17 protein-coding genes are annotated in these 16,351 nt (G+C 72.7%); 10 read left to right on the top strand and 7 right to left on the bottom strand.

Features of this window, described 5'->3' with window-relative positions; translation table 11 throughout:
• Positions 1-13: 13 nt before the first annotated feature.
• Positions 14-607 (bottom strand): helix-turn-helix domain-containing protein, encoded by a 594-nt coding sequence (locus tag AC07AZ_RS22020; RefSeq protein WP_478850234.1) that lies wholly within the window; start codon positions 605-607, stop codon positions 14-16.
• A gap of 200 nt (positions 608-807) precedes the next feature.
• Between AC07AZ_RS22020 and AC07AZ_RS22015 the strand changes: the two genes are divergently transcribed.
• The 4 genes from AC07AZ_RS22015 (at position 808) to AC07AZ_RS22000 (ending at position 4,548) form a co-directional block, all read left to right on the top strand.
• Complete coding sequence (locus AC07AZ_RS22015; RefSeq protein ID WP_478850232.1) at positions 808-2,346, top strand: ATP-dependent DNA ligase; 1,539 nt, start codon at positions 808-810, stop codon at positions 2,344-2,346.
• Positions 2,343-2,807: an NUDIX hydrolase gene (locus tag AC07AZ_RS22010; RefSeq protein WP_478850230.1), complete on the top strand. Its 465-nt coding sequence runs from the start codon at positions 2,343-2,345 to the stop codon at positions 2,805-2,807. The genes AC07AZ_RS22015 and AC07AZ_RS22010 overlap by 4 nt, the downstream gene beginning before the upstream one ends.
• Before the next feature lie 93 nt (positions 2,808-2,900).
• On the top strand, positions 2,901-4,286 hold the full coding sequence (locus tag AC07AZ_RS22005) for an NADP-dependent succinic semialdehyde dehydrogenase (protein ID WP_478850228.1): 1,386 nt from the start codon (positions 2,901-2,903) through the stop codon (positions 4,284-4,286).
• 25 nt (positions 4,287-4,311) lie between these two features.
• Positions 4,312-4,548, top strand: a complete 237-nt coding sequence (locus AC07AZ_RS22000; RefSeq protein WP_371673016.1) for a DUF6213 family protein — start codon at positions 4,312-4,314, stop codon at positions 4,546-4,548.
• Between the two features lie 60 nt (positions 4,549-4,608).
• Here AC07AZ_RS22000 and AC07AZ_RS21995 read toward each other — a convergent pair whose 3' ends face one another.
• Positions 4,609-5,835: an acyl-CoA dehydrogenase family protein gene (locus AC07AZ_RS21995; protein WP_356037665.1), complete on the bottom strand. Its 1,227-nt coding sequence runs from the start codon at positions 5,833-5,835 to the stop codon at positions 4,609-4,611.
• Positions 5,836-6,007: 172 nt separating this feature from the next.
• Here AC07AZ_RS21995 and AC07AZ_RS21990 point away from each other — a divergent pair, with 172 nt between their 5' ends.
• Positions 6,008-6,649 (top strand): TetR/AcrR family transcriptional regulator, encoded by a 642-nt coding sequence (locus AC07AZ_RS21990; RefSeq protein ID WP_478850225.1) that lies wholly within the window; start codon positions 6,008-6,010, stop codon positions 6,647-6,649.
• A gap of 44 nt (positions 6,650-6,693) precedes the next feature.
• On the opposite strand, the gene def is transcribed toward AC07AZ_RS21990, so the two are convergent.
• On the bottom strand, positions 6,694-7,233 hold the full coding sequence (gene def / locus AC07AZ_RS21985) for a peptide deformylase (RefSeq protein WP_478850223.1): 540 nt from the start codon (positions 7,231-7,233) through the stop codon (positions 6,694-6,696).
• Between the two features lie 154 nt (positions 7,234-7,387).
• On the opposite strand from def, the gene AC07AZ_RS21980 reads away from it, so the two are divergent.
• The 5 genes from AC07AZ_RS21980 (at position 7,388) to AC07AZ_RS21960 (ending at position 12,081) form a co-directional block, all read left to right on the top strand.
• A complete protein-coding gene (locus AC07AZ_RS21980) occupies positions 7,388-8,626 on the top strand; it encodes a MurT ligase domain-containing protein (RefSeq protein ID WP_478850221.1) in 1,239 nt (412 codons plus the stop codon).
• 20 nt (positions 8,627-8,646) lie between these two features.
• The gene (locus AC07AZ_RS21975; protein ID WP_478850219.1) at positions 8,647-9,375 is read left to right on the top strand and encodes a type 1 glutamine amidotransferase; all 729 of its coding nucleotides are present in this window, start codon (positions 8,647-8,649) and stop codon (positions 9,373-9,375) included.
• A 201-nt stretch (positions 9,376-9,576) separates the two neighbouring features.
• On the top strand, positions 9,577-10,602 hold the full coding sequence (locus AC07AZ_RS21970; RefSeq protein ID WP_478850217.1) for a 6-phosphofructokinase: 1,026 nt from the start codon (positions 9,577-9,579) through the stop codon (positions 10,600-10,602).
• A 167-nt stretch (positions 10,603-10,769) separates the two neighbouring features.
• Positions 10,770-11,723, top strand: a complete 954-nt coding sequence (locus AC07AZ_RS21965) for a cytochrome c oxidase assembly protein (protein WP_478850215.1) — start codon at positions 10,770-10,772, stop codon at positions 11,721-11,723.
• 187 nt (positions 11,724-11,910) lie between these two features.
• The gene (locus AC07AZ_RS21960) at positions 11,911-12,081 is read left to right on the top strand and encodes a hypothetical protein (protein WP_356037686.1); all 171 of its coding nucleotides are present in this window, start codon (positions 11,911-11,913) and stop codon (positions 12,079-12,081) included.
• A gap of 101 nt (positions 12,082-12,182) precedes the next feature.
• Here the strand turns inward: AC07AZ_RS21960 and AC07AZ_RS21955 are convergent, their stop codons facing one another.
• The 4 genes from AC07AZ_RS21955 to AC07AZ_RS21940 are packed head-to-tail and all read right to left on the bottom strand — an operon-like array spanning position 12,183 to position 16,284.
• The gene (locus AC07AZ_RS21955) at positions 12,183-13,388 is read right to left on the bottom strand and encodes a sensor histidine kinase (RefSeq protein ID WP_478850212.1); all 1,206 of its coding nucleotides are present in this window, start codon (positions 13,386-13,388) and stop codon (positions 12,183-12,185) included.
• A complete protein-coding gene (locus AC07AZ_RS21950) occupies positions 13,385-15,100 on the bottom strand; it encodes a sodium/solute symporter (RefSeq protein ID WP_478850210.1) in 1,716 nt (571 codons plus the stop codon). Before AC07AZ_RS21950 ends, AC07AZ_RS21955 begins: the two co-directional genes overlap by 4 nt.
• Before the next feature lie 37 nt (positions 15,101-15,137).
• Complete coding sequence (locus AC07AZ_RS21945) at positions 15,138-15,533, bottom strand: hypothetical protein (protein ID WP_478850208.1); 396 nt, start codon at positions 15,531-15,533, stop codon at positions 15,138-15,140.
• 1 nt (position 15,534) lies between these two features.
• The gene (locus AC07AZ_RS21940) at positions 15,535-16,284 is read right to left on the bottom strand and encodes a LytR/AlgR family response regulator transcription factor (protein ID WP_478850206.1); all 750 of its coding nucleotides are present in this window, start codon (positions 16,282-16,284) and stop codon (positions 15,535-15,537) included.
• Between the last annotated feature and the right edge of the window lie 67 nt (positions 16,285-16,351).

Here is a 16,351-nt window from a genome sequence, read left to right as displayed (position 1 = left end):
GGGCCGACCGGAGTCAGTCGTCTCCGCCACGTTTCCTCGGGCGGGCCCGGACGTGCATCCGCTCCCCCTGCGGTCCGAACAGGCTCAGGAACTCCGCCGGCCCCTCCCCCGTCGACCCGAACCAGTGCGGCACCCGGGTGTCGAACTCGGCCGCCTCTCCCGCCGACAGCACGACGTCGTGTTCGCCCAGCACCAGCCGCAGCCGCCCGGACAGCACGTACAGCCACTCGTAACCCTCGTGGGTCCGCGGCTCCGGCTCCTCCTTCCGCTGCGGCTCCAGCACCTTGAAGGCCTGGAGACCGCCGGGCTGCCTGGTCAGCGGCCAGTGGGTACGCCCGTGCCTGCGGATCGGGTCGGCCCGAACCCGCGGATCGCGCACCGGTTGCGCGCCCACCAGTTCGTCCAGCGCCACCTCGTGGGCGCGCGCGATCGGCAGCAGCAGCTCCAGGCTGGGCCTGCGCAGCCCGGACTCCAGCCGGGAGAGCGTACTCACCGAGATCCCGGTCGCCTCCGACAGCCCGGCCAGCGTCGCCCCCCGCTCCTTGCGGATGCGCCGCAGCCTCGGCCCGACCTCCGCGAGCACCTCGTCCGTGTCATCGCCGCTCATGGCCCCCATTGCAGTTTCGGCAAGCCTGTTTGTCAACCCGGCATGTCGAGCGACCTTGCCGGTGGAGGTGGCCGGCCGCGGTTGCCGGCCGGTGCCACCATCGACGGCGGCCTGCTGATGACCGGCCTCGACGCGCGCGCAGGGGCGCGGGAGGGATCTGTCCGGGTGTGGACCCCCCGTCCGCGGTGCACCATGACTGCATGCTGCTGACCCGGCTGGCCCAGGTGTCCCAGGAGGTGGCCGCCACCTCGGCGCGGTCCCGGAAGATCGCGCTGCTCGCCGAGCTGTTCCGGGACGCGGAGGCCGAGGACGCGCCGATCGTCATCCCCTACCTCGCCGGACGACTGCCCCAGGGGCGGCTCGGCGTCGGCTGGAAGGTGATCGGCCGCGCCGTCGACCCGGCCGCCGAACCGTCGCTGACCGTCCGCGAGGTGGACGCCCGGCTGACCGAGCTGGGCGGGGTCTCGGGCGCCGGCTCGCAGGCCGAGCGGGTGCGCCTGGTCGGGGAGCTGATGGGCGCGGCCACGGCCGAGGAGCAGCGGTTCCTGCTCGGACTGCTCAGCGGCGAGGTCCGCCAGGGCGCGCTGGACGCCGTCGCGGTCGAGGGGCTGGCCGAGGCGACCGGGGCGCCGTCCGGGGACGTACGGCGGGCGGTGATGCTGGCGGGTTCGCTGCAGACCGTCGCGCGGGCCCTGCTCGCCGACGGCCCCGCCGCCCTGGACCGCTTCCGGCTCACGGTCGGCCGCCCGGTCCTGCCGATGCTCGCGCACAGCGCCACCTCGGTGGCCGAGGCGGTCGACAAGCTCGGCACCTGCGTGGTCGAGGAGAAGCTGGACGGCATCCGCGTACAGGTGCACCGCGACGGCGAGAGCGTGCGCGTCTACACCCGCACCCTCGACGACATCACCGACCGGCTCCCCGAAGTGACGTCGGCGGTAAGGCGGTTGCGCGGCGAGCGGTTCATCCTCGACGGCGAGGTGGTCGCGTTCGGCGAGGACGGGCGGCCCCGGTCCTTCCAGGAGACCGCGGGGCGGGTCGGCTCACGCGTGGACGTGGCCACGGCCGCCGAGGCGGTCCCGGTCTCCCCGGTGTTCTTCGACACGCTGTCCGTGGACGGCCGTGACCTGCTCGACCTGCCCTTCGGCCAGCGGCACACTGAGCTGGCCCGGCTGGTGCCCGAGCCGATGCGGGTACGCCGCACGCCGGTGTCCGGGCCCGGGGACCTGGCCGCGGCGGAGGGGTTCCTCGCCGAGACCCTGGACCGGGGCCACGAAGGCGTCGTCGTGAAGTCCCTCGACGCCCCTTACAGCGCGGGCCGGCGTGGCGCGTCCTGGCTGAAGGTGAAGCCGGTGCACACCCTCGACCTGGTGGTGCTCGCGGCCGAGTGGGGCCACGGCCGGCGCACCGGCAAGCTCTCCAACCTGCACCTGGGCGCCCGCGCGGCGGACGGCTCCTTCGTCATGCTCGGCAAGACCTTCAAGGGCATGACGGACGCGATGCTCACGTGGCAGACCGGCCGGCTGCGGGAACTGGCCGTCGAGGAGAGCGGCTACGTGGTGACCGTACGCCCCGCACTCGTCGTGGAGATCGCCTACGACGGCCTGCAGAGGTCCACCCGCTACCCGGCCGGCGTCACCCTGCGCTTCGCCCGCGTGGTCCGCTACCGCGAGGACAAGCGCCCCGAGGAGGCCGACACCGTGGAGACGCTGCTGGCCGCCCACCCGCGGGTGCTGCCGTGACGGCGAGGCGGAGCGCGGGCCTGCTGTTGTTCCGCCACACGGGGAACGGCCTCGAGGTGTTGCTCGGCCATATGGGCGGCCCGTTCTTCGCCCGGCGTGACGCCGGGGCGTGGACGGTGCCCAAGGGCGAGTACGAGCCCGACGAGCCGGCCTTCGACGCGGCCCGCCGTGAGTTCCGCGAGGAGCTCGGCCTCGCGCCGCCCGACGGCCCGGCGCTGCCGCTGGGCGAGGTCAGGCAGACGGGCGGCAAGACCGTCACCGCCTGGGCGGTCGAGGCCGACCTCGACCCGGCGACGATCGACCCGGGCACGTTCCGGATGGAGTGGCCGCCGCGCTCCGGCCGGACGCGGGAGTTCCCCGAGCTGGACCGGGTGGCGTGGTTCGGCCTCGACCGGGCCCGCGAGGTGATCGTCGGCGCGCAGGCCGCGTTTCTCGACCGGCTGGCGGAGCACTCGGGCTGAGACACACGTGTACCCGCCGCAGACGTACCCGCGTTGCGGTCGCCACCGCCGCGCGGGAAGGTCTAAGCACAGTCCGCTCCCAGGAGGTCAGTCATGCCCATCGCGACGGTGAATCCGGCGAACGGCGAGACGCTCAAGACGTACGAGGCCATGGGCGACGAGGAGATCGAACGCCGGCTCCAGCTCGCGGAGGCCACCTTCCGCACGTACCGCACGACCGCGTTCGCCGAGCGGGCCCGCCTCCTCAACCGGGCCGCCGATCTCCTCGCGGAGGACGAGCAGGAGGTCGGCCGGCTCCTCACCACCGAGATGGGCAAGCCCGTCAAGCAGGCCCGCGCGGAGGCCGCCAAGTGCGCCAAGGCGATGCGCTGGTACGCCGAGCACGCCGAGGAACTCCTCGCCGACGAGGAGCCCGCCGCATCCGATGTCAGGGACTCCGGCGCCTCCCGCGCCCTGGTCCGCTACCGGCCGCTCGGCCCGGTGCTCGCGGTGATGCCGTGGAACTTCCCGCTGTGGCAGGTGGTCCGGTTCGCGGCGCCCGCCCTGATGGCGGGCAACGTCGGCCTGCTCAAGCACGCCTCGAACGTGCCGCAGACCGCCCTCTACCTGGAGGACCTCTTCCACCGGGCGGGCTTCACCGAGGGCTGTTTCCAGACGCTGCTGGTCGGCTCCGCGGCGGTCGACGAGATCCTGCGCGACGAGCGGGTCAGGGCGGCCACCCTCACCGGCAGCGAACCCGCGGGCCGCGCGGTCGCCTCCACCGCCGGGGAGATGGTCAAGAAGACGGTGCTGGAACTGGGCGGCAGCGACCCGTTCATCGTGATGCCGTCCGCCGACCTGGACCGGGCCGCGCAGGTCGCGGTGACCGCGCGGGTACAGAACAACGGGCAGTCGTGCATCGCCGCCAAGCGCTTCATCGTGCACACGGACGTCTACGACGCCTTCGCCGAGCGCTTCACGCGGGGCATGGCGGCGCTGAAGGTCGGCGACCCGCTGGAGGAGGACACGGACGTCGGGCCGCTGGCGAGCGAACAGGGCCGGGCCGACCTGGAGGAACTGGTCGACGACGCCAGGCGCAGCGGCGCGGCCGTGCTGTGCGGCGGTGAGCGGCCCGACGGGCCCGGCTGGTTCTACCCGCCGACCGTCCTGGCCGGCATCACCCGCGAGATGCGCGTCCACCGCGAGGAGGCGTTCGGCCCGGTGGCCACGCTGTACCGGGCGGGTGACCTCGACGAGGCCGTGCTGATCGCCAACGACTCGCCGTTCGGCCTGAGTTCCAACGTCTGGACGCGGGACGAGGCCGAGGTCGACCGCTTCGTACGGGATCTGGAGGCGGGCGGGGTGTTCGTGAACGGGATGACGGCGTCGCATCCGGCCCTGCCGTTCGGCGGGGTGAAGCGGTCCGGGTACGGCCGTGAGCTGTCCGGGCACGGAATCCGCGAGTTCTGCAACATCACCACCGTATGGCACGGAGCGTGAGCCTTCCGCGGCTACGATCCCCTTTGTGAACCGCGAAGTGACACTGCCTCTGATCGTCGACGACCGCGGCACCTTGCAGGTCTCCGCGGCCGACGTGAGCAAATTGCTCCGCACGGTGGGCGGCCGGTGGCTGCATCTCGTGGAGGCCGGGCAGGAGGGGCTCGACGAGGACACGGTCGCGGCCCTGACGATCGAGCTCGCGAAACTGGCCGACCGGATCGACGTGGCGTGCATCGCGCACAGCAGCGGTACCACACCCTGAGGGCTGTCCCTCGGGGCGAGCCGGTCCGGCCCGCCCCGCGGGTGGAGCACCCGGGACGCCTCAGCGAAGAGGCATGCCCGAGACGGTGCGGGCGATCACCAGGCGCTGGATCTCGCTGGTGCCCTCGAAGATGGTGTAGATGGCGGCGTCCCGGTGCATCCGCTCCACCGGGTACTCCCGGGTGTAGCCGTTGCCGCCGAGGATCTGGATCGCCTGGCCGGTGACCTTCTTCGCGGTCTCGCTCGCGAACAGCTTGGACATCGAGCCCTCGGCCGCCTTGAAGGGCCTGCCGTTGATCGCCATCCACGACGCGCGCCAGACGAGCAGCCGGGCCGCGTCGACGGACGTGGCCATGTCCGCCAGCTGGAAGGCGACACCCTGGTTGTCGATGATCGGGCGGCCGAACTGCTCGCGCGTCCTCGCGTAGTCGAGGGCGACCTCGTAGGCGGCCCGGGCGGTGCCCACCGCCATCGCGCCGACGGCCGGACGTGAGGCCTCGAAGGTGGCCATCGCCGCGTTCTTCACGCGCTCGCCGCCGGTCCTCGCCCGCTCGCGGGCCCGGGCGAGGCGCTCGTCGAGCTTCTCCTTGCCGCCGAGCAGGCAGGAACCGGGAACGCGGACGTTCTCCAGGACGACCTCGGCGGTGTGCGAGGCACGGATACCGTGCTTCTTGAACTTCTGCCCCTGGGACAGGCCGGGCGTGTTGGGCGGCACGATGAAGGAGGCGTGGCCCTTGGACCCCAGCTCCGCGTCGACCACCGCGACGACGACGTGGACGTTGGCGATGCCGCCGTTGGTCGCCCAGGTCTTCGTGCCGTTGATCACCCACTCGTCCTTGGCCTCGTCGTACACGGCACGCGTGCGCATCGACGCGACGTCGGAGCCGGCGTCGGGTTCGGAGGAGCAGAAGGCGGCGACCTTCACGTCGTTGGCGTCGCCGTACATCTGCGGGATCCAGGTGCCGACCTGCTCCTCGGTACCGTTGGCGAGGACGCCGACGGCCGCGAGGCCGGTGCCGACGATCGACAGGGCGATGCCCGCGTCGCCCCAGAACAGCTCCTCCATGGCCATCGGGATGCCGAGGCCGGTGGGGTCGAAGTACTGCTGGGCGTAGAAGTCGAGGGAGTAGATGCCGACCTTCGCGGCCTCCTGGATGACCGGCCAGGGAGTCTCCTCACGCTCGTCCCATTCGGCGGCGGCGGGGCGGATGACGTCGGCGGCGAAGCCGTGCAGCCAGTCCCGCACCTCCTTCTGTTCGTCGTTGAGCTCCATGGTGAACTCGGCCATGTCCCCTCCAGCGGTGGCGCACGTGCATGTTACTTGCGGTAACAGTAGTCTGTTACCGACCAGTAGGAAATGTCAACTCCACATGTCCTCTCGGGAGCCCGTTCGATGTCAGGAGGGTGTTGAGTGTTAGTTTGCGCAGGCGTCACCGAATCAGCACGGGTGGGGAGAGCTCATGGACACCACGCAGCGGACCGAGCAGCAGAGGTCCGCCGACCGCCGACGGCGCGAACTGCTGGAGGCCGCCGACCGGGTGGTGCTGCGCGACGGCCCGCAGGCCTCCATGAACGCCATCGCCGCCGAGGCCGGCATCACCAAGCCCATCCTGTACCGGCACTTCGGTGACAAGAGCGGACTCTACGCCGCTCTCGCCACCCGGCACACCGACGCGCTGCTCGCCTCGCTGCGGGCCGCCCTGGACGCTCCGGCGGAGCGGCGGCAACGCGTGGAGGCCACGCTCGACACCTACCTCGCGGCGATCGAACTGCGGCCCCAGGTGTACCGCTTCCTGATGCATCCGGCGGACGGCTCCCCCGGCGAGCAGGGCTTCGACGTCGGCAAGCACTCGGCACCCCTGCTGCGGCGGATGGGCGAGGAGCTGGCCCAGGTCATCGAGGAGCGGCTGGACGTCGGCCCCGGCACCCAGCAGCTCGCCCGGGTCTGGGGGCACGGCATCGTCGGCATGATGCACGCCGCCGGTGACTGGTGGCTCGGCGAACGCCCGTGCACCCGCGCGGAGTTGGTGCGAAGCCTGGCCGACCTGCTGTGGGGGCGGCTGGCCGCGGCGGGGGACAAGGTCGGCGGGCCCGGGTTCTGAGGGTCACCGCGCGACCGGGTGCCCGCCCGCGCGTGACGGTCAGCTCAGCCGTGCCATGAGGCGCGCCGCACCTGCCGCATGAGGCGGCGGTGGCGGCGGCCCGACAGACGGTCCGCGTAGAGCCGGCCCTCCAGGTGGTCGCACTCGTGCTGGAGGCAGCGCGCGAAGAAGCCGGTGCCGTGCACGGTGACCGGCTCCCCGGTCACCGTGAACCCCTCGACCACCGCGTGGTCGTGGCGCTCGGTCCCCGCCTCCAGGCCGGGGAGGGACAGACAGCCCTCCGGCCCGCGCAGCACCAGCCCGTCGGCCGCCACCAGGCGCGGGTTCACCACATGGCCCAGATGGCGCACGTCCTCGTCGTCGGGGCAGTCGAACACGAACACCCGCCAGGGCTCGCCGATCTGGTTCGCGGCCAGACCGACTCCCCGGGCGGCGTACATGGTCGCGAACAAGTCCTCGACGAGGCGGGCCGGTTCGGGACCGAACTCCGTAACCTCCCGGCAGGGCTCACGCAGCGTCGCGTCGCCGAGCAGGACGAGGGGCCGGACGCGCCCGCGGGCGCCCGGAATAGGGCCGTTTCGCATGACGGCAAGAGTACGGTCCCCCGCCGACCTGGCCCGCCGCGCCGGTTTGGACGGTGCCGGGATTCGGGAGAGCGAATGGATCTCGATAGGCTGACCACCACCACGTTGCCGTCAGGCAGAGGCGCGGCGCGTACGCAAGGAGGATCGAGAACTGATGTCAGGCAACTCGGACCCGCTCACGCCGCGGGCCAAGCTGGCCGTGACCGCGGGCAAGGCGGTCGCGGCGGCTTCACGCGCCGCGGGGCGCGGCAGCGGTTCGGTGATCGGCGGCCGGGTGGCGCTCAAGCTCGACCCCGACCTCCTCGCGCGGCTCGCCCAGAACCTGGACGTCGTGCTCGTGTCGGCGACCAACGGCAAGACCACCACCACCCGGCTGATCGCCGAGGCGCTGCGTGCCGCCGGCCCGGTCGTGTCCAACGCGCTCGGCGCCAACATGCCGGCCGGCATCACCTCGGCGCTGGCGGGCAGCTCGGACGCGCGGTACGGCGTCATCGAGGTCGACGAGAAGTACCTGGCGGGCGTCGCCCGGGACACCGACCCGAAGTGCATCGCCCTGCTGAACCTCTCGCGCGACCAGCTGGACCGCGCCGCCGAGACCCGCATGCTCGCCGAGCACTGGCGTGAGGGGCTGGCCGGCTGCAAGGCCGTCATCGTCGCCAACGCCGACGACCCGCTCGTCGTGTGGGCCGCCTCCTCCTCCCCCAACGTGATCTGGGTCGCGGCCGGGCAGATGTGGAAGGACGACGCCTGGTCGTGCCCCTCCTGCGGCGGTGTGATGCAGCGCCCCGGCGACGACTGGTTCTGCGGCGAGTGCGGTTTCCGCCGGCCCACGCCGAGCTGGGCGCTGTCCGGCGACCACGTCCTGGACCCGCACGGCTCCGCGTGGCCGATCCACCTCCAGCTGCCGGGGCGCGCCAACAAGGCGAACGCCGCCTCCTCGGCCGCCGTCGCCGCCGTCTTCGGCGTGCCGCCCCAGGTGGCCCTGGAGCGCATGTACCAGGTGCAGGCGGTGGCCGGCCGCTACGACGTGGTCCAGTTCATGCAGCGCGACCTGCGGCTGCTGCTCGCCAAGAACCCGGCCGGCTGGCTGGAGACGTTCAGTCTGATCGACCCGCCGCCGACCCCGGTCATCCTCTCGGTCAACGCGCGCGGCGCCGACGGCACCGACACCTCGTGGCTGTGGGACGTCGACTACACCCGTCTGACCGGCCACCCGATCCTCGTCCTGGGCGACCGGAAGCTGGACCTCGCGGTGCGACTCGAGGTGGCGAACCAGCACTTCCAGGTGTGCGAGAACCTCGAACAGGCGGTCCAGGCCGCTCCGCCCGGCCGGATCGAGGTCATCGCCAACTACACCGCCTTCCAGGACCTGCGCCGCCGCGTCGGCAACTGAGTGACAAGGACGATGACTTCATGAGCGACAACAGCCTGCGGGTCGTCTGGGTCTACCCCGACCTGCTGAGCACCTACGGCGACCAGGGCAACGTCCTGGTCGTCGAGCGCCGGGCCCGGCAGCGCGGCCTCGACGTGGCCCGCCTCGACGTGCGCAGCGACCAGCCGATCCCCACCTCCGCCGACATCTACCTGATCGGCGGCGGCGAGGACCGGCCGCAGCGGCTCGCGGCCGAGCGGCTGCGCCGCGACGGCGGCCTCCAGCGGGCCGTGGAGAACGGCGCGATCGTCTTCTCGGTGTGCGCCGGATACCAGATCCTCGGCCACGAGTTCATCAACGACCTCGGCCAGCGCGAGCCCGGCCTCGGTCTGCTCGACGTGGTCTCGGTCCGCGGCGAGGGCCAGCGGTGCGTCGGTGACGTGCTCGCCGACATCGACCCGCGCCTGGGCCTGCCCCCGCTGACCGGCTTCGAGAACCACCAGGGCGTCACGCATCTCGGCCCCACCGCCCGCCCGCTGGCCCAGGTGCGCTTCGGCAACGGCAACGGCACGTCCGACGGCACGGAGGGCGCGTACAACGACACGGTCTTCGGCACGTACATGCACGGTCCGGTGTTCGCGCGCAACCCGCAGCTCGCGGACCTGCTGCTGAAGCTGGCCCTGGACGTCAACGCGCTGCCGCCGACCGACGACCGCTGGTACGAGTCGCTGCGCAGTGAGCGCATCGCGGCCGCGGAGCAGCCCGCCTGACTCCCGCGCGGAGCGTTGTTCACCCGTTCGCCCCGCCGGCGCAACCAGCCCGTCTGACAGGGGGTGGGCACAGGTGAGCGGGGGCGTCCAGCAGGCGGACGGATGCTTCGGCGACGCGCCCCTCAGCCGCTAGGGTGGCGGGAATCCGGCCGGACAGCGTGGTCCGGTCCCCGGCCCACGTTGAGAAGGTTGTTTCGGGCTATGCGCATTGGTGTCCTCACGTCCGGCGGCGACTGCCCCGGCCTGAACGCCGTCATCCGGTCCGTCGTGCACCGTGCCGTCGTCGACCACGGCGATGAGGTCATCGGCTTCCGGGACGGCTGGAAGGGCCTCCTGGAGTGCGACTACCTCAAGCTCGACCTCGACGCGGTGGGCGGCATCCTCGCCCGCGGCGGCACGATCCTCGGTTCCTCCCGGGTCCAGCCCTCGCACCTGCGGGACGGGGTGGAACGGGCCCGGGGCCATGTCGAGGAGCTCGGCCTCGACGCGGTCATCCCCATCGGCGGTGAGGGCACGCTCAAGGCGGCCCGGCTGATGGCGGACAGTGGCCTGCCCGTCGTCGGCGTGCCGAAGACCATCGACAACGACATCGCGGTCACCGACGTCACCTTCGGCTTCGACACCGCCGTGGGCGTCGCCACGGACGCCCTGGACCGGCTGAAGACCACCGCCGAGTCCCACCAGCGGGTCCTGGTCGTGGAGGTCATGGGCCGCCACACCGGCTGGATCGCGCTGCACTCCGGCATGGCGGCCGGCGCCCACGCCATCGTCGTACCGGAGCGGCCCTTCGACATCGAGGAGCTGGCCGCGCGGGTCGGCGCCCGGTTCGAGGCCGGCAAGCGGTTCGCGATCGTCGTCGCGGCGGAGGGTGCCAAGCCGGTGGCCGGCAGCATGGACTTCGACGAGGGCGCCAAGGACGTGTACGGCCACGAGCGCTTCGCCGGCATCGCCCGCCAGCTCTCCCTGGAGCTGGAGCAGCGGCTCGGCAAGGAGGCCCGGCCGGTCATCCTCGGGCACGTGCAGCGAGGCGGGACGCCCACGGCGTACGACCGGGTGCTGGCGACGCGGTTCGGGTGGCACGCCGTGGAGGCGGTGCACCGGCGCGAGTTCGGCAAGATGACCGCGCTGCGCGGGACGGACATCGTGATGGTGCCGCTGGCGGAGGCCGTGGAGACGCTGAAGACGGTCCCGGACGAGCGGTACGAGGAAGCGGAGTGCGTGCTCTGAGCGCTCCGCCGGAGGTGCGGTGCTCACCCGCGGGTGCGTCGTGGCCGGTCGCGCGGTTCCCCGCGGCCCCGCGGTGCGCGGCCGACCCCGGTCGTGAGCGCGGTCGGGGCCGGTCCTAGTCTGGGTCCGGACAGACAGCACATTGCGCACGAACCAGGAGCCGTGGGATGGATCACAGCGGGCACGGCATGACGATGGATCTGCCGCCGTTCACGCTGGGGCGCGGGCTCACATGGTCCGCGGACCCGTTCTTCCTCATCGCCTGCCTGGTGGGGCTGGGCCTGTACGGCTGGGGTGTGGTGCGGCTGCGGCGGCGCGGGGACGCGTGGTCGGCGGGCCGGACGATCGCCTTCGTCGTCGGGGTGCTGACCGTCGCGCTCGTGATGTGCACCCGGCTGAACGACTACGGCATGGTCATGTTCAGCGTGCACATGGTGCAGCACATGATCATCAGCATGCTGTCGCCGATCCTGATCCTGCTCGGGGCGCCGGTCACCCTCGCGCTGCGCGCGCTGCCGCCGGCCGGGCGGGGCCACCGCAAGGGGCCGCGCGAGCTGCTGCTGATGTTCCTGCACAGCCGCTACATGCGGATCATCACGCATCCCGCGTTCACCATCCCGCTGTTCATCGCGAGTCTCTACGCGCTCTACTTCACGCCGGTCTTCGACTTCCTGATGGGCTCGAAGACCGGGCACATCGCGATGATGGTCCACTTCCTCGCGGTCGGTGTGGTCTTCTTCTGGCCGATCATGGGCGTGGACCCGGGCCCGAACCGGCCCGGCTACCTGATGCGGATGCTGGAGCTGTTCGCGGGCATGCCGTTCCACGCGTTCTTCGGCATCGCCCTGATGATGGCGTCGGAGCCGCTGGTCGCGACGTACAAGAACCCGCCCGCCTCGCTCGGCATCGACGCGCTGGCCGACCAGAACGCGGCGGGCGGCATCGCCTGGGCGTTCAGCGAGATCCCGTCCGTGCTGGTGCTGATCGCGCTGCTGTTCCAGTGGTACGGCTCCGAGCAGCGGCAGGCCAAGCGCCAGGACCGGGCCGCGGACCGCGACGGTGACAAGGAGCTGGAGGCGTACAACGCGTATCTGGCCTCCCTGAACGCCCGCGGCAACTGACCGGCGCCCCTCTCCCCCGTCCCCCGGGCCCCGGCTCACCCGTTCGGAGGTACGGCTGCCGTGCGCCGGGACCGCGCGCCGGGCCGCCCCGGCCCTCCGGTCCGGGACGGATTTCGGCCGTCCGCGCCGCCCGCGGGCGGAACCGGGGCACCATGGAGGGGGAACGAGTCACGAGGAGGGTGCCGCGATGCCCGGTTCCACGAACGGTTCCACGAAGGCGATGGGGGTGCTCACCGTCGGCGGACTCGTCGTGGTGACGGCCTACACGGTGGCCCTCGGCAGCAACGGCTGGCTGTGGTTCGGCTGGGTCGTGCTGGGTCTGCTCACCCTCGGGATGGTCGCCACACGCAGTACCTGACCGGTGGGACACCTCATCGGCGGGGTGCCTGACCGGTGGGGTGCCTGACCGGTGGCGTGTCCGCCCTGCGCGGCAGCGGCCGCTGGGCGGGGGTCCGTGGCTCATCCGCCGGTGAGCCGTCCCGCCGAGTGCACCCCCGGCTGGTACTTCGGCAACCGGGCGGTGATCTTCATGCCCGCCCCCACGGCCGTCTCGATGACGAGGCCGTGGTCGTCGCCGTAGACCTGCCGCAGCCGGTCGTCGACGTTGGACAGCCCGATGCCGCCGGACGGGCTGACCTCGCCGGCCAGGATGCGGCGCAGCGCCACGGGATCCATGCCGGCGCCGTCGTCCTCGATCACCACGAGGGCCTCGGCGCCGGTGTCCCGCGCGGTGATGCTGATGCGGCTCTGCTCGGACCTGCCCTCCAGGCCGTGCTTGACGGCGTTCTCGACGAGGGGTTGCAGGCACAGGAACGGCAGCGTGACCGGCAGCACCTCGGGGGCGATCTGGAGGGTGACCAGGAGGCGGTCGCCGAAGCGGGCCCGGACCAGCGCCAGGTACTGGTCGATGGCGTGCAGTTCGTCGGCGAGGGTGGTGAACTCGCCGTGCCTGCGGAACGAGTAGCGGGTGAAGTCGGCGAACTCCAGGAGCAGTTCACGGGCGCGCTCGGGGTCGGTGCGCACGAAGGAGGCGATCACCGCGAGCGAGTTGAAGATGAAGTGCGGGGAGATCTGCGCGCGCAGGGCCTTGATCTCGGCCTCGATGAGCCGGGTACGGGACCGGTCGAGGTCGGCCAGCTCCAGCTGGACGGAGACCCAGCGGGCGACCTCTCCGGCGGCCCGCACCAGGACGGCGGACTCGCGGGGCGCGCAGGCGACGAGGGCTCCGTGGACGCGGTCGTCGACGGTGAGCGGCGCGACGACGGCCCACCGCACCGGGCAGTCGGGGGTGTCGCAGGTGAGCCGGACGGCCTCGCCGCGGCCGGTCTCCAGCGGTCCGGCGAGGCGTTCCATGATCTCGGTGCGATGGTGGGCGCCGACACCGTCCCAGGCCAGCACGTCCTTCTGGTCGGTCAGGCACAGCGCGTCCGTGCCGAGCAGGGAACGCAGCCGGCGGGCGGAGCGGCCGGCCGTCTCCTCGGTCAGGCCGGCGCGCAGCGGGGGCGCGGCGAGGGACGCGGTGTGCAGGGTCTCGAAGGTGGCGTGTTCCACCGGGGTGCCGAGACCGCCGAGGCTCTCGGGGCGCGCGGTGCGCCGGCCCAGCCAGAAGCCGGCGGCCAGCAGCGGGAGCACGGCCACGCACAGGCCGGCCAGGAATCCGCTCACGCCTTCGCCTCCGCCCACAGTTCCTCGGGCAGGTGGAACCGGGCCAGGATCGCCGCCGTGCCCGCCGGCACCCGGCCGGCCGTGGCCAGCGACACCAGGATCATGGTGAGGAAACCCAGCGGCACCGACCAGAGCGCCGGCCAGGCCAGCAGGGCGTGCAGCGGACTGGTGCCGGGGAAGCCCGCCATGGTGGCGGTCACGGCGACGAACGCGGAGCCGCCGCCCACCAGCATGCCGGCGGCCGCGCCGGGCGGGGTCAGCCGCCGCCACCAGATGCCGAGGACGAGCAGCGGGCAGAACGAGGAGGCGGAGACGGCGAAGGCCAGCCCGACGGCGTCGGCCACCGGCAGCCCGCCGACCAGCGCGCTCGCGGCGAGCGGTACGACCATGGCGAGGACCGTGCCGAGCCGGAAGTGCCGTACGCCGCGCGCCGGCAGGACGTCCTGGGTGAGCACGCCCGCCACGGCCATGGTCAGCCCGGAGGCGGTGGACAGGAACGCGGCGAACGCGCCGCCCGCCACCAGGGCGCCGAGCAGGTCGCCGCCGAGGCCACCGATCATCCGGCCGGGCAGCAGCAGTACGGCGGCGTCCGCGTCGCCGGTGAGGGCGAGCTCGGGGGCGTAGAGCCGGCCGAGCGCGCCGTAGACGGGCGGCAGCAGGTAGAACGCGCCGATCAGCCCGAGGACGGTCACCGTGGTGCGGCGGGCGGCGACACCGTGCGGGCTGGTGTAGAAGCGGACGACGACGTGCGGCAGGCCCATGGTGCCGAGGAAGGTGGCGAGGATCAGTCCGTAGGTGGCGTACAGCGGGCGTTCCTCCCGGCCCGCGGCCAGGGACGTCGACATGCCGCCGGCGGTGACGGTGCGGTCGGCGGCCGGGACGGCGGCGCCCGCGTCGAAGGTCAGCCGGGTGCCCCGCTCGATCCGGTGGGTGCCGGCCGGGAGCCGGAGCCGCTCCGCGTGGTACGGCCGCCCGTCGACCCGGCCGCTGACCCGGACCGTCAGGGCGCGGTGGAGCCTCAGGTCGAGGGTGTCGTCGACGCGGACCACGCGCTGCTCGCGGAGGGTGGCCGGTTCCTCGAACGTGCCGCGGGGTCCCCCGTCGCCCTGCCAGGCCAGGACCAGGAACAGGGCGGGGACGAGAAGCGCGGTGAGCTTGAGCCAGTACTGGAACGCCTGCACGAAGGTGATGCTGCGCATGCCGCCGGCCGCGACGGTGGCCACCACCACAACCGCGACGATCACTCCGCCGAGCCAGTCGGGCGCCCCGGTCAGCACCGTCAACGTCAGTCCGGCGCCCTGGAGTTGGGGCAGCAGATAGAGCCAGCCGACGCCGACGACGAAGGCCCCGGCCAGCCTCCGCACCGCCTGGGAGGCGAGCCGGGCCTCGGCGAAGTCGGGCAGGGTGTAGGCGCCGGAGCGGCGCAGCGGGGCGGCGACGAACAGCAGCAGGACCAGGTAGCCGGCCGTGTAGCCGACCGGGTACCAGAGCATGTCGGGGCCCTGCACCAGGACCAGGCCCGCGATGCCGAGGAAGGAGGCGGCGGAGAGGTACTCGCCGCTGATGGCGGCCGCGTTGAGACGGGGGCCGACGGTGCGGGAGGCGACGTAGAAGTCGGAGGTGGTGCGGGAGATGCGCAGGCCGAAGGCGCCGACGAGGACGGTCGCGACGACGACCAGGGCGACGGCGGGGACGGCGTAGGTGGAGTTCACGTCGTTCGGCGGTCCTCGGTCTCGGCGGTCCGGGGGCTCATCGGTCCTCGACCAGGCGTACGAAGTCCCGTTCGTTGCGTTCGGCGCGGCGCACGTACCAGCGGGCGAGCAGCACCAGCGGCGCGTAGAGGCAGAAGCCGAGGACGGCCCACTGCGCGCGGCGGGCGTCCGGCATCGCCGCGAAGACCAGGGGCAGCGGTCCCACGAGCAGGCCGAGAACCGCGAACACCGTGACGGCGGCGCGCAGTTGGGAGCGCATCAGGGAGCGGACGTAGGTGTGGCCGAGGGTGGTCTGCTCGTCGATCTCGGTGCGCGGACGGTAGTAGCCGGAGGCATGGGGGTACCGTCCGCGCGAGCGGAGCCGGGCGTGGGGGACGGCCCGGCGGGGCGGGCCAGTGACGACGACCCTGCGGTCGGTGGGGTCCTGGGGCACCTCACGGCCTCCTCATCAGCAGGTCCCGCAGCTCGCGCGCGTGCCGGCGGCTGACCTGGAGTTCCTCGGCGCCCACCAGGACGCTCACCGTACCGGCGTCCAGGCGGAGTTCCCCTATGTGGCGCAGGGCGACCAGGTGGCGGCGGTGGATGCGGACGAACCCGCGGGAGCGCCAGCGCTCCTCCAGGGAGGACAGCGGGATGCGGACGAGGTGGCTGCCCCGGCCGGTGTGCAGGCGGGCGTAGTCGCCGCGGGCCTCGACGTGGGTGATGTCGTCGACGGCGACGAAGCGTGTGACGCCGCCGAGTTCGACGGGGATGTGGTCGGGGTCGGGCTCGTGCACGGGGACGCGGGGGGAGGTGCCGCTGCGTTCGGCGGCCCGCCGGACGGCTTCGGCGAGCCGTTCCTTGCACACCGGCTTGAGGACGTAGTCGACGGCCTTGAGGTCGAACGCCTGGACGGCGAAGTCCTCGTGGGCGGTGACGAACACCACGAGCGGCGGCTCGGCGAACCCGGTGAGCAGCCGGGCCAGGTCCAGCCCGTCGAGGCCGGGCAGGTGGATGTCGAGGAAGACGACGTCGATCGCCTCCGGGCCGCCCGGACCCGACTCCAGCGCGCGGTTGATCCGGCGCAGCGCCTCGGTGGCGTCCCCGGCGCCCTCCGCGCTGCCCACGCGGGGATCGGCGTTGAGGAGGTACAGCAGTTCCTCCAGCGAGGGGCGTTCGTCGTCGACGGCGAGGGCGCGCAGCATGAACGTGGAGTGTAGGAGCAATCCGCACGTCTGGACATGTGCCGGGTGCGGGGGCCGCCGCTGGATA

The organism is Streptomyces sp. NPDC043878 (assembly GCF_056435735.1).
Note: the sequence above shows the minus strand (reverse complement) of the source record. Positions and strands in the feature narration are given on the sequence as shown.